Here is a 24,997-nt window from a genome sequence, read left to right as displayed (position 1 = left end):
CCTTCCTTTAAATTATAGCATAGAAGTGTAAACTTATATATATAACTATATGTAAACGGATTCATCTAAAATTCCTATATAAGGCAGATTTCTGTAGCCTTCATTGTAGTCCATGCCATATCCTACTACAAAATTATCTTCAATTTCAAAGCCTATATACTTAGTTTTTATATCCTTTTTACGTCTTGCAGGTTTGGTTAAAAGAGTACAAACATTTAAACTCTTTGCTCCTCTGCTTCTAAGTACCTCAAGAAGATAGGAAAGGGTAAGGCCGGTATCTATTATGTCTTCCACTATTAAAACATCCTTGCCCTCAACTTTAATGCTCAAATCTTTTAAAATTCTAACTTCTCCTGTAGTGGTAGTACCTTCATAGCTTTTCACATCCATAAAATCCATTACTACAGGTCTGTCAATTCTCTTAACAAGATCCATCATAAAGGGTATAGCGCCTTTTAAAATACCTACTACTACAAGCTCTCCATTATAGTCCTCGGTAATTTTCGCTCCTATTTCCTCACACTTTTTTTGAATTTCCTCTTCTGTAAAAAGTACTTCTTTAATATGGTCTTCCATGTTTAATTTACTCATTTAGATCCTCCATGCTAATATTTATTATATTTTCAGTTTTTTTATCTATAGAATAGAGTCCACTCATCCTATAAGGGGCAATCCAGATTATTTCTTCATCATCGCATATTATAGGTGTTATGTCCCTGAATCTTCTCTCAATTTTTTCATCTATAAAAAAATCCTTAACCTTTTTATATCCCTTCATACCCAAAGGGATAAACCTGTCTGCTTCTTTTCTTCTCCTAAGACGTAATCTACCTTTAACCTTATCCTTGTCTATGGAAATAAGATTTTTCTCAACCCTATAGGTTCCATTAAAGTCTAAGGTAAACTTGCCTAAGGGCGTATAATTTATACCTTCAGTAAGGATAATCTCTTCAAAGTCGAAGGTTTCTTTTTTCTCAATATAAAGACTATTGTAAGAGATACCGAGACTTAGGTTTTTAGGAAGACTTATTCTTGTAGATTCTGAGCCTTTAATAGCCTTAACTATTTGATCTATATTTACCATGGACATTCCATCTATAGTGGAAAGCTCCTCTTTTAAAAACTTTCTTACTACTTCACTTATAAAATAATTATCCATGGTTTTAAGCTTTTTAATATTAAGGGCATCTCCGCTTCTGTTTTCCTTTAGATACTCATTTACTAAAGAGTTTATAAAATTCATGTTTTTTTCTGCAAGATCTGAAAGTCTTAAAATCGCATCCTTAAAAGCCGGATTAAAGTTTTCTTCAATATAGGGAATTAAATTAAGTCTTACCTTGTTTCTTCCATATATGTCAAGATAATTAGTTTCATCCTCTACATAGGAAATGTCATTTTCCCTGAGATATTCCTCTATCTCTTTTCTTTTTATATTAAGCATGGGTCTATATAAATCCCCTGACACATAGGACATGGCCAAAAGCCCTTCTATACCGCTGCCTCTTATAATTCTTTGAATAACCGTTTCAACTTGATCATCGGCATTGTGAGCGAGAAATATTTTTCCCGAATCTCCCTTAAGCTTTCTAAAAAATTGATACCTTAAAAATCTTCCAGCCTCTTCATCAGTCATTTTGTGCTCTCTTCCATAGACTTCCATATTTACATGTACTGACTTATAGGTTAGGTTGAATTTTTCCGCAAGATTTTTTACAAAGACCTCATCTCTTTTTGCAGTTTTTCTTACTCCGTGGTTTACATGAGCCACTATAAGTTCAAAATTTTTTTCTTTTGAATAAAGATACAGATTATACAGCATAAAAATTGAATCGGCTCCACCTGAAACCGCTGCAATTATCCTATCTTCTTCTTCTATCATATTAAATTTTTTTATATTTTCTAAAAACTTTTCATTCATTGTTTATAACTAAAAATAAGGTCATCTTAGATGACCATATTATCTATTTCTTGACCTGTTTGACATCTTGAAATTCTCTCTTGATCTAGCTTTCTCTAGTTTTTCATTAGAGTCTTTTAAAAACTTTGAAAGCTTATCTTCAAAGGACATATCCTTATCCTTATTTGAAAAATCAACTTCTACAGGTTTTTTCTTTTTTTCCTCGGCCTGTTTCATAGATAAAGCTATCTTGCCATGATCGTCAAGGGATATAATCTTAACTTTAACTTTTTGTCCCTTTTTTAAAATATCAGATACATTTTCAATATAGTCCTGTGAAATTTCTGAAATATGTACCAACCCGCTTTTGTTATCCCCTAAGTCTACAAAAGCCCCGAATTTCAAAACATTGGAAACTACACCATCAACTATTTGGCCAACAGATAATGCCATTAATAATCCTCCCGTAAAATATTCTTAAAGGTTGTTGTCCTCTTTATCCTTGTCCACATAAACCACTTCCCTGGGTTTAACCATGCCCAAATCTTCTCTTGCAACCTTTTCTACATATTTCATAGAGTCTGATTCCGATATTTCATTTTCCAACTCTGCTATACTTTTTTTAAGTTCAATCACTTTTTGTTCCTTGGCTGAAACTTCCAAAAGTTTTCTGTTTCTTTCAGATATAGCTGAGCTTATAGTAAAAGCTCCATAGGTAACTGAAATTAAAATAATAATTGCAAAGAATAAGGGAAAGGTTTTAGTTCTTCTCATAATAACAACCTCCAAGGTAATTATCACATTAAAGGCAGCATTTTTCAAGCTTAAATTATCCTTAACCCGAATTAATTTACTATTTTGTAAAGACTGTCAGCCTCATCTTTTAAAACGTGATCTTTAATACCCATTACCTCATAAGATACATTTGCGTTTCCAAAAGCAATCTCTATAATATCTCCAATTTTTACTTCATCTCCTGGCTTGGCAGGTTTAGAATTAATCTTCACTCTGCCAGCTTCACAAGCATTTTTTGCTACAGTTCTTCTTACTATAATTCTTGAAACCTTTAAAAATTTATCTATTCTCATTAAATCTCCTTATAAAAAAAGGGAAGCCTTACGCTCCCCCTTAAATTTTTTCTAATTATTTTTTATTAACTGCTTCTTTAAGAGCTTTTCCTGATCTGAATACAGGTGCAAGTGAAGCCGGAATTTGAATCACTTCTTCTGGGTTTCTAGGATTTCTTCCTTCTCTAGCTTTTCTTTCTCTAACTTCAAAAGTTCCGAATCCTACAAGTTGAACTTTTTCTCCCTTTGCAAGTGCTTCTTCAACTGAAGATAAAAAACCGTTAAGTGCCATTTCAGCATCTTTTTTTGTTAGATTGCTTTTTTCTGCAATACTTGCTACTAATTCTGATTTGTTCATTAAAATCCTCCTTATAATAAGTCCTTTTATTTTCACTCTCGTTGTTTGATTAATAAGTTCATGGATATTATACAAAAAATACAGCTTAAATAAAAGCAATTTCGCCAATTATTAGTATTAATTTTATATTTAACACTAAAAACAACTAAATCTTTAATTAACTTACTAATCTGTCATTCATGATTAAGGCTATAAGTAATTATACATTAAGAATTTTACTTTTTCCATAGTATTTTACTTAAAAAGCCTATTTTTAGAGGATTTTTTATATATTAAGTCGAAAATTTCCCTATAATTATATAGACCTTCTCTATTTAAAGAAGCTATGGCCTTTAAGTTTTCCAAGGTGGAGTCAATAAGTTCATCTATATCTATATTATTTTGAATAGGCTCATCCTCTAAAGAGTCAAGAATATCTCCTAAAACAGGTCTATTACACTTAGGTATAAAAAGAGCGCTTTGGTGGTTTATGTTTTCCATACGGTCCAGTTTGTAAATAGGCAACTTATAAACTTTTTCAGATTTAAGGCCTGCATCTGTTACAAGATAGATTTCATACTCATCTCCATATACTTCACTAAGACTTAGCTTTAAATCTACGGCTATTCTTTTATTATAGATTTGAGTTATTATTATATCTCCACGAGGATTAACATTGTGAATATTAAAATCATCCCCATCAAGTAGAATCATATGCTTTGAAGGGTCCGTCTTAACAGCATTAAGTAAATGATCTATAAAGCTTACTCCTGCAGTTAAGCTATAGTCATCTGTTGCTTTTATAAGTCTTACTACTGTACTCTCAGCTATAAAGGGGCTTCCCGGCACAAAGTAGTTAATATCCCCTTTCTTATTTTCTTCTATAAGTCTATCTACTATCTTTTCATAAACCTTATCAAAAGAGTCTTCGCTTTCATATAGATAGTCAAAGCTTTCATAATCTATTCCTTCTTCTTCCAGGATTTTAACAGCTTCATGTCTTTTTGTTCTTATAAAATTTTTATTTTTATTTTTCATTATCCTATAGGCTTCAAGTGTAAGTCCGTCTTTATCTGAAGATCCAAGCCCTACTATATTTATCATGTAAAACACCTCCTGTTAATTCTAATATTTAACTTTTTACTTGTAAAGAGCTTTAAAACCGGGTAGTCTTTGAGGAAAATAAATTGACAAAAGTAAAACCTTACTATAGTATTTAAATCGTTGGAAATTATATAGACCTTTAAAACAGAGTAGGCAAAATTCGTAAAGTGCTTGTAAATGGGATGTAGTTACAAGACGAAGTGATTACACACGGTTTTTTGTCGCTTCCGCTGTTATTTGCGGTGCACTCTTGTGTGCCTTTTTTATTTTAGGGATTGTTATGGAAAGTAGGAGATTGTTATGGAAAATTTGAAGTTCAGCTACAGGGACAAGACCTTAACTGGACCTGTTAAAACTATGATTTGCGGCATTATTAATGTTACTCCGGATTCTTTTTCAGACGGGGGAAAATACTTTGGGAGAGATAAGGCTTTAAAAAGAGCTGAGGAATTAATTAAAGACGGTGCTGATATGTTGGATATAGGTGGGGAGTCCACAAGGCCCGGAAGCACCTATGTTAATATTGATGAAGAAATTGATAGAGTTGCTCCTGTTGTAAGAGAGCTTAGAAATATAACTGATTTGCCTCTTTCAGTAGATACTTGGAAGGCAGCTGTTGCCAAGGCGGCTATTGAAGAAGGCGCCGATATAATAAATGATATTACAGGTTTTCTTGGCGATAAGAATATGGCTGAAACTATAGGGTTAAGTTCAACAGCTGCCATTGTAATGTTTAATCCTGTTATTGCAAGACCTAATCATCCAAGTTCAAAAATATTTCCTTCTTTTGGCGCCCAAGGTGTCTTTAGTCAAGATGAGTTAAAGGACTTTAGGAACATGGAAATTGTTAAGCTCATGAAAGAATATTTTAAAAAATCTCTTGACCTGGCAAAAAAATACAACATTCCTAAGGAAAGAATTATGTTGGATCCGGGTATAGGTTTTGGTCTTACTAAAAAGGAAAATCTTATACTGATAAATGAAATTGATGTAATTAGAGAAATGGGATTTTTTACTTTTTTAGGAGTATCAAGAAAAAGATTCGTTCAAAATATTATTGAGACTTCAGGATTTGAAACTAACCCCGAAAGTACTGAAGGTTTTGAAAATAGAGATGAAGCTTCATCAGTTTTAACCTCTATAGCAACCTTAAAGGGCGTTGAGGCTGTAAGAGTCCATACTCTTAAGCATCACAAGCTTGCAAGGGATGTTGCAAGTGCTGTAAGGTTTGCCAAGGACATGGAAGATATTAATTTTGGATCCTACAAGAATAAATAAGAAATATAAAAGGGCAAGTCCTTTAAGACCTGCCCCTTTTTTATTTAGTTTTTCTTATCATTTTTAGTATTATTTGCTTTGTTATTTGTTTTTGCGTTATTTGTTTTTGCGTTATTTGCTTTTTGCTCTGCTTGATTTGTTTCTTGAGCTTTTTGTTCATTTCCTTGTGCCGGTGGATTTTGTTCTGCAGCTGCAGGCATTACTACACTGTACTCTTCAGGAATTTCAATTTCATTTTTAGGATCAAGATACTTCTTTATCTTAGCCTTTTTAACTAAGTTGTCTAAATATTCCTGATTCTTTTGTCTAGTATAAACTTTTCTTATCTCATCCTTAACTTCTTCATAAGGAGTTATCTTTTTATCCTCAAGCTTAATTAGGTGATAGCCGAATTGTGTTTTTACCGGGTCTGAAATTTCTCCGTTTTTAAGCAGCTTTATAGCTTCTTCAAATTCTGAAACCATAGTTCCGTTTTTAAACTCTCCAAGCTCTCCGCCGTTTTTTGCATTTGACGGGTCAATTGAATTTTCCTTGGCAAGCTCTGCAAAATCTGCTCCCTTATCAAGTTCTTTTTTTAATTTGTTGGCAAGTTCCACATTGTCTACAAGAATATGTGAAGCCTTTGCTGTAAAGTAGTTATCCTTATTCTTTTCGTAATAGTTTTCTAAATCCTTGTCTTCTATCTTTACTTCTTTTTCAAGAAGTTCACTATACTTTGTAGCAAGCTCTCCTGTGTATATAAAGTTTTCATAAAACTTAGGAGTAACACCGATTTCTTTTAGAGCTGCAGTATATCCTTCATCTCCGCCGGATTGTTCTTTAGCCTTAGCTATTTTTTCATCTATTGCCTTTTGGTCAATTTTGACTCCCTTTGCTTCAGCGTCTTGCTTTATTACTTCCATTTGAATCATGTTTTCTAAGGTTTGTCTTCTAAGCTCCTGATCTACTGTAAGGCTTGGATCTCCATAGGATGGTTGACTTAAAACACTTTCATTATAGTTTGAGCTTATAATGGCATTGTTTCTTTGTGCCGTATACTCTACTAAAAAATCCTCTTCTGTAAGGTCTACACCATTTACTGTAGCAACTACTCCTGCAGGACCTTTACCGCAAGCTGATGTTAAAACTAGGGCTCCAAGTCCCAGGGTTAAAGTTAATTTTTTTGTAAAAGATTTTAATCTTTTATTAATATTGATATTCAAGATATCATCCTTTCTACTTCATATTTCATATTTATTAATTATACACTATTTATTATCTTTTCTTGTGATTTTTTTGTGTAACTTTTAAAATTTCAGCTACTTTATTAAGATCTTCTATGGGATTTTTTAAATTTCTCAGCTTAAAGGAGGGTTCACTGCCCGGATTTAACTCCATTTGTTTAAAGCCCTTCCCAAGAGCCTTAACAGTTTCAAGGTCTATAAATTCTAAAAGTTTAATTTCGTAAGTAAAATCTTTTTGATTTATAGACAAGATGCCGGCTTCCTTGGACTGATATCTTAAAAGAGCTATGTCCATAAGGTTTATAACTTCTTTAGGCGGTTCGCCGAATCTGTCAATAAGCTCATCTACCAAGTCACTATAGTCCCCCTTTGAACTTATTGATGCGATTTTTTTATATATTTCTATTCTTGAGCTGTCATTTTTTATATATTCTCTTGGAATATAGGAGTCTATGTTGAGATCTATTGATGTGTCTGGTCTTTCTTTTACCTCTTGACCCTTAAGCTTCATTAAAGCTTCTTTTAAATATTTTATATAGAGATCGTAACCCACCGAGTTAATATGTCCACTTTGCCTTGAACCTAAAATGCTGCCTGAGCCTCTTATTTCCAAATCTTTTAAAGCGATTTTATAGCCTGATCCGAATTCTGTAAACTCTTTTATGGACTTTAGCCTTTTTTGTGCAATCTCCGTTAAAGATAGATTAGGCTCATAGGTAAAGTAGGCATAGGCAATTTTGTCTGATCTTCCTATTCTTCCTCTAAGTTGATAGAGTTGAGAAAGGCCTAGTCTGTTTGAATCGGCTACTATCATGGTGTTTACATTTTTCATGTCCATACCTGTTTCAATAATGGTTGAACATAAAAGAACATCAAAATCTCCGTCAATAAAGGAAAGCATTGTGTCTTCAAGAATTTTTGACGGCATTTGCCCATGTGCCATAGCAAATCTTGCTTCAGGGACCAGAGCTTTTAATTCGGAAAGTTTATTTTCCATATTTGCTACCCTGTTATAGACAAAGTAAATTTGTCCCCCTCTTTCCATTTCTCTTATTATTGCATCTCTTATCATCATATTGTTGTATTCAACAACATAGGTTTGCACGGGAAATCTTTCTTCCGGAGGCTCCTCTATAACTGACATGTCTCTTATGCCTATCATTGACATTTGCAAGGTTCTAGGAATAGGTGTGGCAGTTAGAGTTAGTGTGTCCACATTTTCCCTCATCATTTTAAGTCTTTCCTTATCCCTTACTCCGAATCTTTGCTCTTCATCAACTATTAGAAGCCCTAAATCTTTAAATTCTACATCCTTTGAAAGTATTCTGTGGGTTCCCACAACCATATCGGCAATACCGGCTTTTAAATCTTTAAGGTCTTTTTCCTGTTCTTTTTTACTTCTGAATCTTGAAAGTAGAACGGTGCTTATGGGATAGCCTTTAAATCTGTCTACAATAGTATTGTAATGCTGTCTGGCAAGAATAGTTGTAGGCACAAGAAAAGCGACCTGTTTGCCGTCCATTATAGCCTTAAAGGCTGCTCTTATTGCAACCTCGGTTTTACCATAGCCTACATCTGCACATAAAAGCCTGTCCATAGGCCTGTTAGACTCCATGTCCTCTTTTATTTCCTCAGATGATCTGACTTGTCCTGGTGTATCTTCAAATTCAAAAGAGTCTTCAAATTCCCTTTGCCATAAACTGTCCTTGCTAAAAGCGAAACCTTGGGACTCCATTCTTGTAGCATAAAGCTTTATTAAGTCTTCCGCCATATCCTCAACACTTTTTTTAGCCTTTGACTTGGCCCTATTCCACTCTAAAGAATTGAGTTTACTGATTTTAGGAGCCTTCCCCTCTGATGATGTGTACTTATAGATAGAGTCTAAATTTTCTATAGGCAAAAAGAGTTTGTCGGTACCCTTATATTGAATAAGGGCATAGTCCTTGGTAACACCTTTTAGGGTAAGTCTTTGAGTCCCTACATATTTACCAACTCCGTGAGCCTCATGTACTACATAATCTCCAATATTAAGATCATCAAAATTAAGAGATTTTTTATTTTTTTTCTTTTTAACCCTTGTATCTCCACCATAGATTTCCCTATAGTTAACTAGAAGATATTTAAGGTCCACTATTTCAAAGCCTTCATTTAAAGCTCCCACTGTTACTATAATTTCTCCGCTTTTAATTTGGCCTTTATAGTTTTTTTCAAACCTTGCTGTAATTCCTTCATCAAACAAGGTATCCTTTAGCCTTTTTGCCCTTTGATCGTCTCCTGCCATAATTACGATTTTATAGCCCCTATAGATATATCTGTTAAGATCTTCTATAAAAAGCTTCATTTTACCCTTATAGTTAGTTGATGATCTCATTTTTAAGGATACAAGTCCCTGGGGACTAAAATTTTTAAAAGAAGCCGTTAAGGCACTAAGTAAAATAGTCCTGTGTTTCTTTATTTTTTCCGCTACAACTTCAGGAGAAAGCCTTACTTTTTCATGCTCTTTAAGTGCTTCTCCTGCATCCATTAAGTCTGCAAGCCCTGATTTATATTCCTCATCCAAGCTTTTTAATTTATCCATGGCTCCATTGGGCTCATCAAATATTATAAGAGCGTCTTTGTTAAAATAGTCCAGTATAGATTCAAGATACTTATCTTCTATAAAAGGAATTATTAAATCAGTGTTTTTAACTGATCCCTGAGATTTTAAATCATCAATGTACCTTCTAAACTTTTCCCTGAGCCTGTCTTTATTATTTTTAATTTCTGATTTTTTTAATGCTTTTTCTAATTTGTCGGCTATAGCCTCTGTTTGACTTCTTGGAATTAAAATATCTGTCGCCGGGGATACCTTTATATCCTTTAAATTTTCTATTGATCTTTGCCCAGCTATATCAAAGGATCTTAGAGAGTCTACTTCCACATCAAAAAGTTCAATTCTTACAGGCCCTGATGAAGTATATATATCAATTATAGAGCCCCTTTGAGAAAATTGACCGAATCCTTCAACCTGATCAAGCCTTTCATAACCCATATCTACCAATTTCTGCGATAAATTTTTAAGGTCTATTTCATCTCCAACTTTTATTTTTAAGACATTATCCTTAAAAATTTCTTTAGAGATAATTTTGTCCCCTAGAGCTTCCGGAGTGGTTATTATTACAGAAAAGGATTTATTTACTATACCTTCAAGAGTTGAAACCCTTTTTTTTATATTATCCAGTCCCTTAGAATATCTGTCGTACAAAAACAGATCTCTGTTAAGATATAAACCTGTATTCTTAACTCCCAAGGCTCTTAGGTCCTCGTAGGTTCGTCTTGCCTTTAAATTATCTCCGGCAATAAAAATAATCGGTTTTATTTTATCTGACAAAAGGCTATAAATCATATGACTTTTTTGTCCTGATACCCCTCCGTAAACTCCTAAAGGGCTTTTACCGATATTTATTAAGCTAACTATCTCTTTATAAGCCTTAAGGTCCTTAATGGGATCACTTATAAAATTCAAACTGTCACCTTCTTACACGACAAGAAATCGGGAAAGTCCTCTCCCCCGATTCTTTATTTTCCGTTATATTTATTCATGGCGGATTCGACTCCTCTTTCAATAATTTCAAGAGTTGCGTCTGCCGCCTTTTCTATAGCTTCTTCAATTTCTACTTTTTCACTTTTGGAAAATCCGCTTAAAACAAAGTTTGCCAAGTCCTGACCCTGATGTTTTTTTCCTACTCCTATTTTAACTCTCGGAAAATCATCACTTATCAGTTGATAAATAACTGATTTAAGTCCATTGTGAGTCCCGGCGGACCCCTTTCGCTTTATCTTAACCTGAGCAAAGTCTATGTCTATATCATCTACCAAGACAATAAGGTTTTGAGGGTCGATTTTATAAAAGTTAACTACATCTCTTATAGATTCTCCGCTTTTATTCATATAGGTTTGAGGTTTAATTAAGAGAATTTTTTCTCCTGCATAGCTTCCATCTCCTACAAGACCCTTAAACTTAATTTTATTTACCCTAATATTTAACCTTTCGGCGATTTTATCTATTGTCAAAAAGCCCATATTATGTCTTGTGTACTTGTAATCATCTCCTGGATTTCCAAGACCTGCTATAATATACAAGTTATCACCTTAATCAAACATTGCACTTACAGATGTATTGGAGTTAATTCTTCTAATTGCATCGGCAAATAAAGGAGCTACAGTCACTACATCTATCTTCGTGCTTTTATCTTTTTGATTAAATTCTATAGTGTCGGTTATTATAAATTTTTCCATAAGAGAATTTTCTATTCTTTCAATTGCCGGTCCTGAAAGAACTCCGTGAGTGGCACATCCATAGATTTTCTTTGCTCCGTTCTTCTTTAAAGCTTCAGCTGCATTACACAAGGTGCCGGCAGTATCTATGATGTCATCTACTAAAATAGCATTTTTCCCCTTAATGTCTCCTATTATATTCATTACCTCGGATACGTTAGGTTTAGGTCTTCTCTTTTCTATTATGGCAATAGGAAGGTTGAGTTCGTTGGCAAATTTTCTTGCCCTGGTTACTCCGCCAAGATCCGGAGATACTATTATAAATTCATCAGGATTTACTATATCCTTAAAATAGTTTGCCAAATATCTTACTGCTGTAAGGTGATCCACGGGAATATTAAAGTATCCTTGAATTTGGCCTGCGTGTAAATCCATAGCTATAACTCTTTGTGCCCCTGCAACAGTTAAAAGATCCGCTACAAGCTTTGCAGTAATAGGTTCCCTAGCCTTGGTCTTTCTGTCCTGTCTGGCATAACCGTAATAGGGTATTACAACATTTATTCTACAAGCTGATGCTCTTTTTAAGGCATCTAAAAGTATTAGACATTCCATTAAGTTTTTGTTAACAGGATTTGATGTTGACTGTACTACATAAACATCCTTACCCCTTACAGTTTCGGAAATATCAATTGCTATTTCTCCGTCTGAAAAGGTACTTACCTTGCAATTAGGCTGCTTAACCTTTAAATCTTTGCAGATTTTATCCACCAAACTATGATTTGAATTTCCGGTAAAGATCATTATTTCTCCGACACTTTGACTCATAACTAAAGCCTCCTACTTTTTTAACCCTTTTCTTTCAACCCATCCGTCTATATTTACTTGCTTTGCCCTTTCCAGGGATAATTGACCCTCTCCTACATCTTTGGTAATAGTGGAGCCTGCGGCTATATATCCATAGTCTTCAATTTTAACAGGTGCTACAATATTTGCATTGGACCCTACAAAGGCATGGTCTCCTACTGTACTTCTGTGTTTTGATTTTCCATCATAATTTACAAAAACCACTCCACAACCTATGTTTACATTCTTACCTATATCGGCATCTCCAACGTAAGCCAGATGAGCAGCCTTAGAGCCATCTCCGAAATTTGAATTTTTAATTTCTACAAAGTTTCCGATTTTAGTATTCTTGCCTATTTTTGAATTAGGTCTTATATGAGCATAAGGTCCAAGCTTTGAACCTGATCCCACTTGTGAATTTTCAATTAAAGAGTTATCTATTGATACATTATCTCCAATAATAGAATCCACTATTCTTGTTGTTCCATAAAGAGTGCATCCTTCTCCAATTACACTTGTTCCCTGAATTACAGCTCCGGGATAAATTACAGTGTCTCTGCCTATTTTAACCCTAGGCTCTATAATAACTGATTTAGAGTCTATCATAGTAACTCCATTAATCAGGTAATCATTATTAATTCTTTCCCTCATTATTTGAGTACATAGAGCAAGATTATCCCTTGAATTAACTCCTACAATTTCTCTGTTATCCTTTAGCTTAAAGCCGCCGATTTCCTTTCCTTCCCTAGAAAGAGATTCTATAGCATCGGTTAAATACAACTCTCCTTGAGTATTATCAGTATTTAAAGTTTTTAAAGACTCCTTTAAATCCTTGCCCTTGAAAACAAAAATTCCTGAATTAATTTCCCTTACTAATTTTTCCTTTTGGCAGGCGTCCTTTTCCTCAACTATTTTTTTTATTCTTGCCTTATCATCTCTTATTATTCTGCCGTAACCATAAGGACAGTCAAGAACCGCCGTAAGAATCGTAGCGGAAAAATTATTAACCTCATGAAACTTAATAAGTTCATCTATAGTGTCGGACCTAATAAGAGGCGTATCACCATTTAATATAAGAACAGTGTCATTATCATGGAAACTGTCCAGAGTTTGCATAACGGCAAAACCTGTGCCATAAGGGCAACCTTCTCCTATAGGCTGACTCTTAAAAGTAATGTCCCTATCTCCAAAATACTCCCTTATTTTATCCTCTCCATGACCCACGACCACATCTGTCTTTTCAACATTAGAATTCTTAGTAGCCTCAATTACATAATCAATCATAGGCATACCGAGAATTTCGTGAAGAACCTTGGGTTTATTGGATTTCATTCTGCTACCCTCACCAGCTGCAAGTATTACCGAAACTCTCATTTACTCCGCTCCTCTTTATTTTTCTCAATATATTATATCCTTGAAAATAAATTATCTCAACATTAATCTTATACTGAATATTTACAAAATTTTATTTGAATCTATTTACCGGCAAGCTTTTTAAATACAATGCCTTTATCATTATAAGATACTCCAAGGTAATTATCTACAAGGAGCCTTTTCATTTCTTCAGTTTTTCCATGTTCAATAAGAATTTCCTCATCATTAATTAAATCAAAGGGTGCCTTTCTGTTTTTGTAAAAGATAAACCTTAAATAGCCTTCAGGTTTATCCTCGTCCTGGTAAACATTTTTTAAAGCCACAATCTTATAACCGTTTTTAAAAACATTTTTAAAGGAATAGGGATTAGACGGAGATACTGTTGAATAAAAATGTTCAAAATCATGTTCCTCCAAGTATTCTTCTATTAAAGACCTGGTAATATTTTGAAGATTTCTGCCCCTGTAGTCCATATGAACCATACAGCTTCCATGATAAACTACAGTTTTATCATTCCCCTTAACATAATCCATATCATTAATAAAAGACTTGTCCTTACTCTGAATATTAGTGCACCTAAAGGCAATAAGTCTATCCTTATCATATACACCTATAATCTCTCCGCCACTGTCAAAAATAGCTTCAAGCTCCTCCCTGTCATCTCTTACGAACATACTTTTATCATCCATAAGGCTGTGGATCTCATCAGTAAGACTTATTATGTCATCAATATGACTCTTATCCAACAAGTAGTAAGTTAAATTTTCATCTCCATATAATCTTTTCATATATCACCTCTTTAAAATATTAATAATTTCTATAAAAGTAGCAAACAGAATCAAGCTTATCTCCTTTTTCATGAAAGCCGAATCCTAAATTTTTCCCGGTATCCTCAATTGTATCAAGAGCTTCAAAAAGTTTTCTACTATAACCACAATCTTTCATTGATTTAAGAAAAAAATCAAGGCTGAAGGTTTTTTTACTGCTTTCAGGATAATATTTTAATAAATTTGAAACAGATTTGCTCTTTCTATCCTTGTAGTAATAGTAAATTCCTATTAAATCAGATTTTTCCTTTAGGTAAGGAAGCAAATCTTTAATTAAAAATGAATCCTTATAAAAATTATGTTCGTTAATAGCAAAAAAGTCTATATTTACATCTATACAATTTTTAACTAAAGGTAAATTAGTTGTGCTGTCCGCTATATATAATATATCCAAATTTTTACCTTGCTTTTCAATTATTTCTTTATACATAAGGATTGTTTCGGGGTACTTATCAACTACTATATACTTTGCCGATTCATCAAGCTCTGAAATGTGATTATGAATAAAAAACCAGGCATTAATATATGTTTCCAAAACCACCTTATTATTAAAATCTATTTCCTTTATTCTGTCCAGCATAAAATTATAATAATGCTGAAAATGGCTTATTATTTTAAAGGGCAGATCCTTATATAGTTCCCTTTTTAAATCCGGCTTATCATATTTACTTTTATTTCTATTACCTGTTAGTAATATTCCATCTTTTACAATAAATTTAGCTCCACAAATACAATTTATTTTAGCTTCATAAATATATTTAAAATCCATTTCAGCTTCTTTTATTTGCATTCTTTGGCCGCATTCAGGGCAAGATAAAAGATCAAGCATACTTAGAGGTACTCCTGTCCTGTTTATACCTGACTTTTTACTTGAATATTTTTTTATTTCTTGATCCAAATTTTCTACAGTTTGTTTCAAGTCTTCTATTTCTTCTAAACATTGTGATTTTTTACTTGTATATATGTTAATTATATCTTCAAGATCATCTATAGACAGTAGGCCAGATATCCTTCTTAAAGATATTATTTTATGAATTTCTTCCAAACTGAATCTAAGGTTCTTTAATTCCACAATTATATCTAAATCTTCTAAGGTTCTTTTGTCAAAATAATATCTTGTTCCATCTTTAGGGGGCACTATAAGTCCATAGTCTATATAATAATAAAGAGTATATTTTGAAATCTTGTATTTCTTACACACATCACCTATTCTCATTTTATTCTCTCCTTTTTAATCTATTATATCTTATTTTCTTTAATGTAGAGCCCACTCTACAATTTATCAATTAATCACGATAAATCATGTTGACCTCCACCATACACTAAATTGTATAATCAACTTAAGAATATATTAAAGGAGGTTCTTATGAAATATATAAAACAAGGAAAAACCGTAAATTTTACAGACAATGAAGATATCAGTCAAATTGTTAAGGGTATTATCAAAGACATTAGAGAAAACAAAGATAAGGCTTTAATGGACTACTCAATAAAGTTTGATGACAGTAAAAGAACTTGCTTTAGAGTATCTAAAGATGAAATTGAGGAAGCTTATTCTAAACTAAGTGACAATGAAATTAAAGACTTAAAGGCCGCTTATAAGAACATTGAAGCTTTTGCAAAGGAGCAAAGAAAAAGCATTAAAGAAGTAGAAAATTTTTCTCCTCAAGAAGGAATTTTTTTGGGACACAGAATTATACCTATTAAATCCTGTGCTTGCTATGTCCCGGGAGGCAATTATCCTCTTTTCTCCACAGCTTTAATGCTAATTACCCCGGCAAAAATTGCAGGTGTTGAAAGAGTGGTAGCCTGTTCTCCTGTAAGAAAAGGAAGCGACAAAATAGACTATAAAACTCTTGTTGCCATGGATATTGCAGGAGCCGATGAGATCTATGCATTTGGTGGAGTACAAGCCATAGCCGCTCTTACTTATGGAACAGAAACTATTAAGCCCGTAAACTTAATTGTAGGTCCTGGAAACAAATATGTAACGGAAGCCAAAAGACAATGTTACGGACAAATTGGAATTGACTTTTTGGCAGGTCCAAGCGAAGTTTTAATTATAGCTGACAAGTATGCCAACCCTGATATTATAGCGGCAGATCTTCTTGCCCAGGCTGAACATGATGTTAATGCAAAATCAATTTTAATTACAAACTCTTCCCAACTTGCTGAAAGAACCTTAGACTGTCTTAAAGAAGAACTTAAAAATCTTAAGACTAAAGATATTGCAAGTGTATCATGGGAAAACAACGGAGAAATTATTTTAGTTGAGGATCTAAAGGAGGCTGTTGATTATGCAAACGACTATGCGCCTGAACACCTTGAAGTTAACATAGAAGATCCTGACACTATAATCAAAGATCTTGTTAACTACGGGTCCTTATTCATAGGCGAAAATACAGCCGAAGTTTTTGGAGATTATGCTTCAGGAACTAATCACACCCTCCCGACTCTTAAGGCCGCAAGATATACAGGAGGTCTTTGGGTAGGAAAGTTCTTGAAAATTTGCACTCATCAAAAAATGACAAAGGCTGCATCTAAAAAAATCTCTCCTCTTGTTAGCCGACTAGCAGAAGATGAGGGGCTATCAGCACATTCTTTGGCAGCTAAGAAAAGATTATAGTTTACAAAATAAGGAGGTAGTCATGGATAACAAAAGTTTAAACTTAAAAAGAACCTTTGGTATGAGAGAAGCAATTACCATAACTGTAGGCACCGTTATAGGTGTAGGGCTATTTACAACAGGAGGTAATGTAGTAGGAATTTTAGGCTCATCAGTAATTTTAGCTACCTTTATAGCAATGCTTATAAGTATATATCCAGCACTGCTATATGCCGAAATGGGTTCAGCCTTACCCTATGCCGGAGGTACTTATCAATACGCCTCTCTTGGACTTGGAAAGCCTTTCGGAGTTCTAGCAGGTTGGAATTTTATAATTTCACTTATTGCTGTTACAAGTGGTGAATCTCTGGCTTTCAGCTTTTATTTTAAAACTATTTTTAGAGCCTTAGGTTATGAGCTTCCCATAAGCGATGTGGCTTTGGCCTGTTTAGTAATATTTATATTTATAATAACTAATACCATGGGTGTAGAAATGACAGGAAGATTACAAAATGGATTTATGTTTTTCTTCTGGGGAGTTGCCTTGATTTGGTTTCTTCTTATGATTCCAAATGCTAATATGCCTAACTTTTTAATTATGCCTGAGTTTTTAAAAGATGTAAACCTGTCCAGCTTTATATCTTCAGTTGCTATGATATGGTGGTGCTTTGCAGGATTTGAAACCTGTTGTGCTCTGGGCGAGGAGATAAAGTATCCTCATATAAATATACCGAGAGCTCTATTTCTGGCACCCTTTATTGTCTTTATTGTAAACGCATTTTTCCAATGGTTCTTAGTTGCTATAGTTCCTCTTGAAAAAATGTCTGCTATAGCTGAAGCAAGTGCTCCATATGCAGAAGCTATGACTTCAGCCGGCATTCTCGGTTTACCTTTAATTCTTTTAGCTATGGGTATAGCCTTTGGCGGAGATTTTTCGACCCTTAATGCTAGTATCGCTGTACCTCCAAGATATTTATTCACCATGGCAAGAGATGGATCCATGCCTAAAGTATTTTCAAAGATTCATCCTAAATATCAAACTCCATATATTTCAATTATTTCTTTAGGATTTCTTTCAATATTTTTAGTTGCCAGCAACTCATTAATTTATATTGCTTCATTGAGTTTATTTGCCGATCTTTTCTATTATGTAATAGGTATAGCTGCAGCTTTTGGTCTTAGAAAAAATTATCCTGAGTTAAAAAGACACTATAAGGCTCCAGGAGTTAAGATTGGTGTACCTGTAAGCATGGCTATATATTGTTTGATGATTTTCTATCTTGACAGTAGTGCTGTTATTACAGGAATTGTGTGGTCTTTATTAGGACTTCTTATTTATTATTATTGTAAGAAAAAATATAAAAGTGAAATTCATCACCCTGACTATATAAATGTATCTGTTGAAGAACCAAGCCCTGAAGAAGTTATTAAAATGGATAAGGAATATAAAATTTGGAAAAATATAGTTGCAATATTATCTATAGCTGCCATTTTAATATATATCCTTCCAATGCTTTTGAAGTAGTTTTCACTTTTTGATTTTAAATATAATTTGGAAAAAAGAAGACCCATGTCAGATAAAAATCTCTATCCGACATGGGTCTATTTTTTATAAATTTTATTTTTCTGGCAAAAAAACTGTGATTTTTGTTCCTTCATTTATCTTTGATTCTATATCCAGTTTTCCACCATGGCTTTTAACTATATGTTTAACTATACTTAGTCCAAGCCCGGTACCTCCAAGTTTTTTAAATCTGGACTTATCTACTCTGTAAAATCTTTCAAAAATTCTGTCTATGTCCTCTTCTGCTATTCCGATTCCTGTATCTTTTACACTTATTGTAACTCCGCCCTTGACTTGGTTAATTTCTATATCAACGGATCCGTTTTCCCTATTGTATTTTATTGCATTGTCTGTAAGGTTGGATACCAACTCCCAAATCATTGTAGGATTTGCTTCTATCTTTGCTTCTCCTTGAGATGAGAGTTTAATTTTCTTTTCCTTTGCCTTAGGGGTAAAGTGTTCCATAACTTTTTCAGAAATTTCCTGCAAATCTACTTCTTCTTTTGCAAAGGCAACTCCCGCTTCTAGTCTTGAAATTTTAATTATTTCATCTATTAGCTCTAAAAGTCTGTTGGACTCTTCGTAAATTCTCTCTATTATCTCCTTCTTATCCTTTTTTGTATTTACCATATTGTTTTTAAGAAGCTCTGCAAAGCCGCAAATAGATGTAAGTGGTGTTTTTAGTTCGTGGGATACATTTGCGGAAAATTCTTCTCTAATTCTTTCAGCTCGAATTGCTTTTGTTTCATCTATTAAAAGTATTAGAGATCCTGTTATCTCTCCGTCAAAGTAAACGGGGTTGGCATAATATTTTATAATATTGTCTTCCACTTCAAAAAATCCACTTGAAGATTCCCCTTTATAACAGGACTCCAGCGCCTCTAAAAGCTGCTGAGTCCTAGTTACATAAAGTATATTTTTATTAAGAGGATCTCTACACTCAAAGAGCTTCATAGCCTTTTTGTTTATTACAAGAACTGTTCTGTCAGAGTCTAAAATTAAAAGACCTTCCTTCATGTTCTCAAGTATTACTCTAATGGTATCTCTTTCCCTTTTTATTTCCACCAAGTGGTCAGCTATTGTGTTTTTCTGTGCAGTTATTTCTTTTATAAAGGGTGTAATTTCCGGTATTTTGTCAAGATTTACAGTTTCCGGATTTAAGGAGTAATCGTTAAGTGGTTCAAGAATTCTTTTCGTTGAATATTTTGACATAAAAAGTGAAAGTACAAATATTATTGCAGCAATAAAAATATTATATGGTAATATTTTTAAAAATACTCCGGTAATTGTACTCATTCTACTTGAAAGCCTTATGTAGCTTCCATCGTCAAGCCTTGATGCCATGTAAAGTGTATTGGTAGAAAGGGTGGTTGAATATCTGATAGATTTGTAGTTGCCCTGCTCCTTAGCTCCTTTTATCTCTTTTCTATCCCCATGATTCTTCAGTTCCTTTGCATCAACGAAGGAATCAAAAATAGGGTTTGCATCTTTATCGAAGTAAGTTATCCTAATGTTGTCGTTTATTTTAGATAAATCTTTCAGGTAGGCTACTCTATCCTGAGACTGGCTAAGGTTATACTCAACTACCTTAAGAAGATTTTTCATATCTTCCTGTGTATTGTTTTCATAGAATCTATAATTTAAAAATATTGATAACACCGTGCTTAACACAAGTGTTATCAATGAAATTAAAGCCAGGCTTCTAAATATTCTCTTATTCATAATTTTCTCCCTGAGAAATTTTATAACCTACTCCCCTTACTGTATGTATAAGGTTTCTCTTTGAACCGAGCTTTTCTCTAAGTAACTTAATATGCATATCTACAGTTCTTGTTTCTCCTTCATAATCATATCCCCAAACGGAGTTAAGGAGAACTTCCCTGGACAAAACTATATCAATATTACTCATCATATATTTTAAAAGTTCAAATTCCTTATAGGTTAAAATTACAGGTTCATCATCTACAGTTACCTTACGTCTTAACAAGTCTATTTCTATTCCCTGAAATTCCATATTTTCTTCAACTTGTTTATTATTTCTTCTTAGAAGTGCGTTGACTCTTGATAAAAGCTCTAAAACTGAAAAAGGCTTTGTCATGTAGTCATCGGCTCCTATATCAAGGGAGCTTACTATATCATATTCTGAGCTTTTTGCTGTAATCATCATAATAGGTATTGAAGATGTGTGGGGGTTTTGCTTCAGATTTTTAAGAATCTCAGTACCGTCCATATCCGGTAGCATAATGTCTAAAAGAATAAGATCGGGAATTTGTTTATTTAGTTCTTTAAAAAAATCTTTTCCTCTTTCAAAACCCTTGCACTTATAATTTTTTGATTTTAATGCATATTCAATTAATTTTTGAATTGAGCTGTCATCTTCTACAATATAAATTAACATTCTTACCCCTCAATTGAAAATATTACCCATTTTGATATATTGACTGAATGATCTGCAATTCTTTCCAGGTACTTGGCAATCATCATAAAATCTATAATGTTTGCAGGGTTTGGATGCTTTTCTTCGACTCTTTTTATTAAAGCATCTCTTACCTTTACAAAGTATTCGTCAATTATATCATCGTCTTTTTCTATTTTATAGGCGGCCTCTAGGTCCTTATTAACAAAGGCATCTATTGTTTTTCTAATTATTTTATTAGTTTCCTTTGCCATTTCTCTAATTAAGTCTATACTTTCAAAGCTTTCTTGATTTCCTCTTAGATTTTTACAAATTTCAGCTATATCTTTAGCCTGATCTCCTATTCTTTCTAAGTCCGTTATCATTTTAAGAGCTGATGAAACTGTTCTTAGATCCGTTGCTACAGGCTGTTGTTCAATTATTAGTCTTAGACAGAGAGATTGAATCTTATCCTCCATTCTATCCATGTCCTCTTCAAGGTTTGCCACTTCTTTTACAGTATTTTCGTTAAAGTCAGACATTAATCCTACCGCTTTCTCTATGGCAATTTCACCTAGAGATGCCATTTTTAAAAGCTCTTCATTAAGTGTTTTAAGTTCTTCATTAAATTTATCTCTCATATTATCACCCAAACCTTCCGCTAATATAATCCTCTGTCCTCTTATCTTGAGGCTTAGAGAATACATCATAGGTATCCGCAAATTCCACTACCTCTCCTGTTAAGAAAAAGGCTGTTTTATCTGACACTCTGGAAGCTTGTTGCATGTTGTGGGTTACCATGACTATAGTATACTCTTTTTTTAATTCTGTTACCAGGTCTTCAATTTTGCCTGTTGATATAGGATCAAGGGCGGAAGTTGGTTCGTCCATAAGTATTACCTCAGGTTCTACTGAAAGAGCTCTTGCTATACAAAGTCTCTGTTGTTGACCTCCTGAAAGAGCCATAGCGTTTTTGTTAAGATCTCCCTTTACTTCCTCCCATATAGCTGCTTGTTTAAGAGATCTTTCCACTATTTCATCAAGAGTTGCCTTATCATTGATCCCATGAGTTCTTGGGCCGTAGGTTATATTATCGTAAATTGATTTTGGAAAGGGATTAGGGGATTGAAATACCATTCCCACCCTCTTTCTAAGTCTGTTTACATTGTATTCTTTACTGTAGATATCTTCAGAGTCAAGTGTTATAAGACCCTCAATTCTACAACCTTCAACTAAATCGTTCATTCTGTTTATACATTTTAACATGGTGGACTTACCGCAACCTGAAGGTCCTATAAAGGCTGTTATTTTATTTTCAGGTATATCCATGCTTATGGATTTCAGAGCTAGAAAGTCACCATAGTATAACTTTACATCCTCTATTTTTATTTTTGGATTCAACTTGTAACCTCCGCTAATTTATTTCCTATCTTTGTTGAAATGAAGTTTATTATAAGTACAACTACAAGAAGTATCATGGCAGTTGCATAGGCTTGACCTACATACAGTCCTTCAGATGAAAGCATATACATGTGAAGAGCCAAGGTTCTTGATGATGAACTTATCCCTGTAGGCATTGCCGTTGCAGTTCCAAGAGTATAAATCAAGCAGGCCGTTTCTCCTACTATACGTCCTGTAGCAAGTACTACACCTGCAAGGACTCCCGGCATAGCAATGGGAAGCACCACCTTAAATATAGTTCTGAACTTTCCTGCACCTAGGGCAAAGCTTGCATGTCTTAAAGAATCATTTACTGATTTTAAGGCTTCTTCAGTTGATCTTATTATAAGGGGAAGAATCATAATTGATACTGTTAAAACCCCTGATGTTATAGAATAGCCTAAACCTAAAGCTTGACCGAAAAATAGCATACCAAAAAGTCCGTAGACTATTGAAGGTATACCTTGCAAGGTTTCAGCGGCAAGTCTTATTACTTCAACAACCTTTGATCCCGGTTTAGCATATTCAACAAGATAAATCGCAGTAAATACACCTATGGGAGTTGCTATTACTATTCCTAGAAAAACCACAATTAAAGTAGTTATTATAGAAGGCATCATAGATACATTTTCCGTTGTGTAGGTCCATTCAAATAGACTTGCTTTCATGTGAGGCACTCCCATGGAGAGAATGTAAACTATAATCCAAATAAGAGTACCAAAGGTTAAAACAAGAGAAATCATTGACGCAAGTCTATAGCCGTTTAACATGCCCTTAGTCTTTAAATATATAGCGCAAGCTAAAACTAAAAGTCCAAATACAAGTATGACCTTAATCAGTGCTATTAATATTGACATTATAGGTATTCACTCCTTTTCTTAAAAATAAAGAAGGAAAGATTTATTATAAGTATAAAGATAAAAAGCACACAGGCCGTTGCAATTAGAGACTCTTCATGAAGTCCTGTAGCATAGGCCATTTCAAGAACTATATTTGTAGTCATTGTTCTTATTCCCTTAAATATATTAAAGGTCATTCTGGTTTGATTTCCCGCAACAAGTATTACAGCCATTGTTTCGCCTATAGCACGTCCTATGCCTAATATAATCCCTGCAAATATACCAGATCTGGCAGCAGGAAGAATAACTTTAAGAGCTGTCCTTTCGTGAGTTGCCCCTAAGGCAACTGAGCCTTGATAGTAAGATTTCGGAACTGCCCTTATGGCAGTTTCCGATATACTTACTATAGTGGGAAGTATCATTACAAAAAGAAGAAGGCCCGCAGTTAAAATACTCATACCATTTCCACCGAAAAGTTTTTTCATAATAGGTACAATTGCCGTTAAGGCAAAGAAACCGTAAACAATAGATGGAATACCTGCCATTAAATTAAGTGCAGGTTTTAAAACCTTGTATAAGTTAGGCGGACAGTCAAGGGCCAAATACAAGGAGGTAAATATGGCAACAGGTACCGCCATTAAAGATGCTAAAATAGTAACAGCTATTGAGCCCCATATCATTGACAAAATACCATAGGATGCAGGGGTATCCATAGGTGCCCATTTAGTGTTAAAAATAAAATCCTTTATCCCTACAGTTTTAAAAACATTAAATCCGCCTTTAAATATAAACACCGAAATTAATATAATAAAGAGGATTGACAGTAAAGCACAGATAAGGAAAAAGTACTTATATACCTTTTCCTTAAATTCTGCAATCTTTCCCCTATCCTCTTTGTTAGGATAGTTTTTGTTTTCCATTATTATCTCTCTTATTGAACTTCTGACCAATCAGTAGTTGTTCCGTTGAAAATATTTTTAATTTGTTCTATTGTAAGATCTTCAACTGTAGAGTCCTTGCTAACTATAACTGCTATGCCGTCCATTGCTATAACTGTCTTTTCAATACCTGTTTCAGTATCCTTTAATTCTCTTGAAGCCATACCTAATACTGCTGCTCCTGATTGAGCATCCTTAATACCTGCTGATGAACCTGTTGCTTGAATGTCAGCTTGAAAGTCAGGATTGTGTACTTGATAAGCAGCTACAAGCTTTTCCATTAATGGAGTAACTGAAGTTGAACCTGAAATTGTAATGTGAGCTGAATTACCTGATGGTTCATAAGTTTTACCTTGAGGATCTCCTACATAGCCTTCAGCAGTTGCAATTTCTTGACCTTCATCAGACATAATAAAGTCTAAAAAGTCTTGTGCTTCCTTAGGAAGATCTGATTTATAAACAATGTTAAAAGGTCTTGCGATTTTGTATTCTCCTGATTTAATATTGTCGGCACTTGCTTCTACACCTTCAACCTTTACAGCCTTAACAGTATCATTTAGTGAACCTAAAGAAATGTAACCTACTGATGCTGTATCGTTAGCTACTGCAGTCATAACAGCGTTAGTTGAGTTTTGAACAGTTGCTTCCGGTGAAGTCTTATCTTCTTCTTCTCCTGATGCATTCTTTTCAACAAGTCCTACAATTTCAGTAAAAGCTCCTCTTGTGCCTGAGCCTTGTTCTCTGGAAATTACATCAATTGCACCTGTTGTAGCTTCCTTAGCCGGTTCTTCAGCAGTATTTTTTGTTTCTTCAGTTGTTGCGGTATTTGTTTTTCCTTCATTAGTAGTTTCAGTAGTCTTGTTACCTCCACAAGCAGTTAGAGAAAATAACATAGTTCCTACCAAAGCACCTACAGCGATTTTTTTACCTAAATTAATTAATTTCATTTTTCCACCCTTTCAATTATTTTTATTCTTACTAAATTTTTCATGCTTATTATATGTATGAA

24 protein-coding genes and 1 riboswitch are annotated in these 24,997 nt (G+C 33.9%); of the genes, 3 read left to right on the top strand and 21 right to left on the bottom strand.

Features of this window, described 5'->3' with window-relative positions:
- Window positions 1-45: 45 nt before the first annotated feature.
- The 7 genes from hpt to PEPCATONIAE_RS05575 form a co-directional block, all read right to left on the bottom strand.
- A complete protein-coding gene (gene hpt, locus PEPCATONIAE_RS05605) occupies window positions 46-591 on the bottom strand; it encodes a hypoxanthine phosphoribosyltransferase (protein WP_428842300.1) in 546 nt (181 codons plus the stop codon).
- Window positions 584-1,918, bottom strand: a complete 1,335-nt coding sequence (gene tilS, locus PEPCATONIAE_RS05600; protein WP_138160119.1) for a tRNA lysidine(34) synthetase TilS — start codon at window positions 1,916-1,918, stop codon at window positions 584-586. Before tilS ends, hpt begins: the two co-directional genes overlap by 8 nt.
- A 39-nt stretch (window positions 1,919-1,957) precedes the next feature.
- Window positions 1,958-2,350, bottom strand: coding sequence for a S1 RNA-binding domain-containing protein (locus tag PEPCATONIAE_RS05595; RefSeq protein ID WP_138160117.1), 393 nt, complete (start codon window positions 2,348-2,350; stop codon window positions 1,958-1,960).
- A 24-nt stretch (window positions 2,351-2,374) separates the two neighbouring features.
- Window positions 2,375-2,671: an FtsB family cell division protein gene (locus PEPCATONIAE_RS05590; protein ID WP_246060443.1), complete on the bottom strand. Its 297-nt coding sequence runs from the start codon at window positions 2,669-2,671 to the stop codon at window positions 2,375-2,377.
- Between the two features lie 71 nt (window positions 2,672-2,742).
- Window positions 2,743-2,985, bottom strand: coding sequence for an RNA-binding S4 domain-containing protein (locus PEPCATONIAE_RS05585; protein WP_138160115.1), 243 nt, complete (start codon window positions 2,983-2,985; stop codon window positions 2,743-2,745).
- Between the two features lie 55 nt (window positions 2,986-3,040).
- A complete protein-coding gene (locus PEPCATONIAE_RS05580) occupies window positions 3,041-3,322 on the bottom strand; it encodes an HU family DNA-binding protein (RefSeq protein WP_138160113.1) in 282 nt (93 codons plus the stop codon).
- Between the two features lie 234 nt (window positions 3,323-3,556).
- Window positions 3,557-4,405, bottom strand: a complete 849-nt coding sequence (locus PEPCATONIAE_RS05575) for an SAM-dependent methyltransferase (protein WP_138160111.1) — start codon at window positions 4,403-4,405, stop codon at window positions 3,557-3,559.
- Window positions 4,406-4,548: 143 nt separating this feature from the next.
- A riboswitch (THF riboswitch) is annotated at window positions 4,549-4,640 on the top strand.
- 65 nt (window positions 4,641-4,705) lie between these two features.
- Here PEPCATONIAE_RS05575 and folP point away from each other — a divergent pair.
- Window positions 4,706-5,683, top strand: a complete 978-nt coding sequence (gene folP / locus PEPCATONIAE_RS05570) for a dihydropteroate synthase (RefSeq protein ID WP_138160109.1) — start codon at window positions 4,706-4,708, stop codon at window positions 5,681-5,683.
- 44 nt (window positions 5,684-5,727) lie between these two features.
- Here the strand turns inward: folP and PEPCATONIAE_RS05565 are convergent, their stop codons facing one another.
- From PEPCATONIAE_RS05565 to PEPCATONIAE_RS05535, 7 genes are all read right to left on the bottom strand, one after another.
- On the bottom strand, window positions 5,728-6,885 hold the full coding sequence (locus tag PEPCATONIAE_RS05565) for a peptidylprolyl isomerase (protein WP_138160107.1): 1,158 nt from the start codon (window positions 6,883-6,885) through the stop codon (window positions 5,728-5,730).
- A 52-nt stretch (window positions 6,886-6,937) separates the two neighbouring features.
- A complete protein-coding gene (gene mfd / locus PEPCATONIAE_RS05560; RefSeq protein WP_138160105.1) occupies window positions 6,938-10,411 on the bottom strand; it encodes a transcription-repair coupling factor in 3,474 nt (1,157 codons plus the stop codon).
- Between the two features lie 53 nt (window positions 10,412-10,464).
- Window positions 10,465-11,028 carry an aminoacyl-tRNA hydrolase gene (pth, locus tag PEPCATONIAE_RS05555; protein ID WP_138160103.1) on the bottom strand — a complete coding sequence of 188 codons (564 nt, stop codon included), beginning with the start codon at window positions 11,026-11,028 and terminating at the stop codon, window positions 10,465-10,467.
- Between the two features lie 9 nt (window positions 11,029-11,037).
- Window positions 11,038-11,988 carry a ribose-phosphate diphosphokinase gene (locus PEPCATONIAE_RS05550; protein WP_138160101.1) on the bottom strand — a complete coding sequence of 317 codons (951 nt, stop codon included), beginning with the start codon at window positions 11,986-11,988 and terminating at the stop codon, window positions 11,038-11,040.
- A 12-nt stretch (window positions 11,989-12,000) separates the two neighbouring features.
- Window positions 12,001-13,380: a bifunctional UDP-N-acetylglucosamine diphosphorylase/glucosamine-1-phosphate N-acetyltransferase GlmU gene (glmU, locus tag PEPCATONIAE_RS05545; protein WP_138160099.1), complete on the bottom strand. Its 1,380-nt coding sequence runs from the start codon at window positions 13,378-13,380 to the stop codon at window positions 12,001-12,003.
- 101 nt (window positions 13,381-13,481) lie between these two features.
- Entirely contained in the window at window positions 13,482-14,168 is a 687-nt protein-coding gene (locus PEPCATONIAE_RS05540) for a GNAT family N-acetyltransferase (RefSeq protein ID WP_138160097.1), read from the bottom strand.
- A 19-nt stretch (window positions 14,169-14,187) separates the two neighbouring features.
- Complete coding sequence (locus PEPCATONIAE_RS05535) at window positions 14,188-15,423, bottom strand: MerR family transcriptional regulator (protein ID WP_138160095.1); 1,236 nt, start codon at window positions 15,421-15,423, stop codon at window positions 14,188-14,190.
- 150 nt (window positions 15,424-15,573) lie between these two features.
- Here PEPCATONIAE_RS05535 and hisD point away from each other — a divergent pair, with 150 nt between their 5' ends.
- Both hisD and PEPCATONIAE_RS05525 read left to right on the top strand, forming a co-directional pair.
- Window positions 15,574-16,833 (top strand): histidinol dehydrogenase, encoded by a 1,260-nt coding sequence (hisD, locus tag PEPCATONIAE_RS05530; RefSeq protein ID WP_138160093.1) that lies wholly within the window; start codon window positions 15,574-15,576, stop codon window positions 16,831-16,833.
- A gap of 22 nt (window positions 16,834-16,855) precedes the next feature.
- On the top strand, window positions 16,856-18,337 hold the full coding sequence (locus tag PEPCATONIAE_RS05525; RefSeq protein WP_218975522.1) for an APC family permease: 1,482 nt from the start codon (window positions 16,856-16,858) through the stop codon (window positions 18,335-18,337).
- 93 nt (window positions 18,338-18,430) lie between these two features.
- Here the strand turns inward: PEPCATONIAE_RS05525 and PEPCATONIAE_RS05520 are convergent, their stop codons facing one another.
- Genes PEPCATONIAE_RS05520 through PEPCATONIAE_RS05490 form a run of 7 tightly spaced genes read right to left on the bottom strand, consistent with a single transcriptional unit; the run spans window position 18,431 to window position 24,935 of the window.
- Window positions 18,431-20,098 (bottom strand): sensor histidine kinase, encoded by a 1,668-nt coding sequence (locus PEPCATONIAE_RS05520; protein ID WP_138160091.1) that lies wholly within the window; start codon window positions 20,096-20,098, stop codon window positions 18,431-18,433.
- Window positions 20,091-20,774 carry a response regulator transcription factor gene (locus PEPCATONIAE_RS05515; protein ID WP_138160089.1) on the bottom strand — a complete coding sequence of 228 codons (684 nt, stop codon included), beginning with the start codon at window positions 20,772-20,774 and terminating at the stop codon, window positions 20,091-20,093. The genes PEPCATONIAE_RS05520 and PEPCATONIAE_RS05515 overlap by 8 nt, the downstream gene beginning before the upstream one ends.
- Before the next feature lie 2 nt (window positions 20,775-20,776).
- On the bottom strand, window positions 20,777-21,412 hold the full coding sequence (phoU, locus tag PEPCATONIAE_RS05510) for a phosphate signaling complex protein PhoU (protein WP_138160087.1): 636 nt from the start codon (window positions 21,410-21,412) through the stop codon (window positions 20,777-20,779).
- Window positions 21,413-21,416: 4 nt separating this feature from the next.
- Window positions 21,417-22,172, bottom strand: a complete 756-nt coding sequence (pstB, locus tag PEPCATONIAE_RS05505) for a phosphate ABC transporter ATP-binding protein PstB (RefSeq protein ID WP_138160085.1) — start codon at window positions 22,170-22,172, stop codon at window positions 21,417-21,419.
- Window positions 22,169-23,068: a phosphate ABC transporter permease PstA gene (gene pstA, locus PEPCATONIAE_RS05500; RefSeq protein ID WP_138160083.1), complete on the bottom strand. Its 900-nt coding sequence runs from the start codon at window positions 23,066-23,068 to the stop codon at window positions 22,169-22,171. Before pstA ends, pstB begins: the two co-directional genes overlap by 4 nt.
- Window positions 23,068-23,970: a phosphate ABC transporter permease subunit PstC gene (gene pstC, locus PEPCATONIAE_RS05495; RefSeq protein WP_138160081.1), complete on the bottom strand. Its 903-nt coding sequence runs from the start codon at window positions 23,968-23,970 to the stop codon at window positions 23,068-23,070. The genes pstA and pstC overlap by 1 nt, the downstream gene beginning before the upstream one ends.
- Before the next feature lie 11 nt (window positions 23,971-23,981).
- Window positions 23,982-24,935 (bottom strand): extracellular solute-binding protein, encoded by a 954-nt coding sequence (locus tag PEPCATONIAE_RS05490; RefSeq protein WP_180339357.1) that lies wholly within the window; start codon window positions 24,933-24,935, stop codon window positions 23,982-23,984.
- Between the last annotated feature and the right edge of the window lie 62 nt (window positions 24,936-24,997).

Origin of the sequence: Peptoniphilus catoniae (assembly GCF_901447155.2) — a bacterium.
Taxonomy (GTDB): Bacteria; Bacillota; Clostridia; order Tissierellales; family Peptoniphilaceae; genus Peptoniphilus_E; species Peptoniphilus_E catoniae.
This window is presented reverse-complemented; position numbering and strand designations above follow the sequence as displayed.

What these genes read in the sequence shown, in the direction of transcription:
- hpt (WP_428842300.1), bottom strand. Translation starts at nt 591, where the DNA reads ATGAGTAAATTAAACATGGAAGACCATATTAAAGAAGTACTTTTTACA.
- tilS (WP_138160119.1), bottom strand. Translation starts at nt 1,918, where the DNA reads ATGAATGAAAAGTTTTTAGAAAATATAAAAAAATTTAATATGATAGAA.
- PEPCATONIAE_RS05595 (WP_138160117.1), bottom strand. Translation starts at nt 2,350, where the DNA reads ATGGCATTATCTGTTGGCCAAATAGTTGATGGTGTAGTTTCCAATGTT.
- PEPCATONIAE_RS05590 (WP_246060443.1), bottom strand. Translation starts at nt 2,671, where the DNA reads ATGAGAAGAACTAAAACCTTTCCCTTATTCTTTGCAATTATTATTTTA.
- PEPCATONIAE_RS05585 (WP_138160115.1), bottom strand. Translation starts at nt 2,985, where the DNA reads ATGAGAATAGATAAATTTTTAAAGGTTTCAAGAATTATAGTAAGAAGA.
- PEPCATONIAE_RS05580 (WP_138160113.1), bottom strand. Translation starts at nt 3,322, where the DNA reads ATGAACAAATCAGAATTAGTAGCAAGTATTGCAGAAAAAAGCAATCTA.
- PEPCATONIAE_RS05575 (WP_138160111.1), bottom strand. Translation starts at nt 4,405, where the DNA reads ATGATAAATATAGTAGGGCTTGGATCTTCAGATAAAGACGGACTTACA.
- folP (WP_138160109.1), top strand. Translation starts at nt 4,706, where the DNA reads ATGGAAAATTTGAAGTTCAGCTACAGGGACAAGACCTTAACTGGACCT.
- PEPCATONIAE_RS05550 (WP_138160101.1), bottom strand. Translation starts at nt 11,988, where the DNA reads ATGAGTCAAAGTGTCGGAGAAATAATGATCTTTACCGGAAATTCAAAT.
- glmU (WP_138160099.1), bottom strand. Translation starts at nt 13,380, where the DNA reads ATGAGAGTTTCGGTAATACTTGCAGCTGGTGAGGGTAGCAGAATGAAA.
- PEPCATONIAE_RS05540 (WP_138160097.1), bottom strand. Translation starts at nt 14,168, where the DNA reads ATGAAAAGATTATATGGAGATGAAAATTTAACTTACTACTTGTTGGAT.
- PEPCATONIAE_RS05535 (WP_138160095.1), bottom strand. Translation starts at nt 15,423, where the DNA reads ATGAGAATAGGTGATGTGTGTAAGAAATACAAGATTTCAAAATATACT.
- hisD (WP_138160093.1), top strand. Translation starts at nt 15,574, where the DNA reads ATGAAATATATAAAACAAGGAAAAACCGTAAATTTTACAGACAATGAA.
- PEPCATONIAE_RS05525 (WP_218975522.1), top strand. Translation starts at nt 16,856, where the DNA reads ATGGATAACAAAAGTTTAAACTTAAAAAGAACCTTTGGTATGAGAGAA.
- PEPCATONIAE_RS05520 (WP_138160091.1), bottom strand. Translation starts at nt 20,098, where the DNA reads ATGAATAAGAGAATATTTAGAAGCCTGGCTTTAATTTCATTGATAACA.
- PEPCATONIAE_RS05515 (WP_138160089.1), bottom strand. Translation starts at nt 20,774, where the DNA reads ATGTTAATTTATATTGTAGAAGATGACAGCTCAATTCAAAAATTAATT.
- phoU (WP_138160087.1), bottom strand. Translation starts at nt 21,412, where the DNA reads ATGAGAGATAAATTTAATGAAGAACTTAAAACACTTAATGAAGAGCTT.
- pstA (WP_138160083.1), bottom strand. Translation starts at nt 23,068, where the DNA reads ATGTCAATATTAATAGCACTGATTAAGGTCATACTTGTATTTGGACTT.
- pstC (WP_138160081.1), bottom strand. Translation starts at nt 23,970, where the DNA reads ATGGAAAACAAAAACTATCCTAACAAAGAGGATAGGGGAAAGATTGCA.
- PEPCATONIAE_RS05490 (WP_180339357.1), bottom strand. Translation starts at nt 24,935, where the DNA reads ATGAAATTAATTAATTTAGGTAAAAAAATCGCTGTAGGTGCTTTGGTA.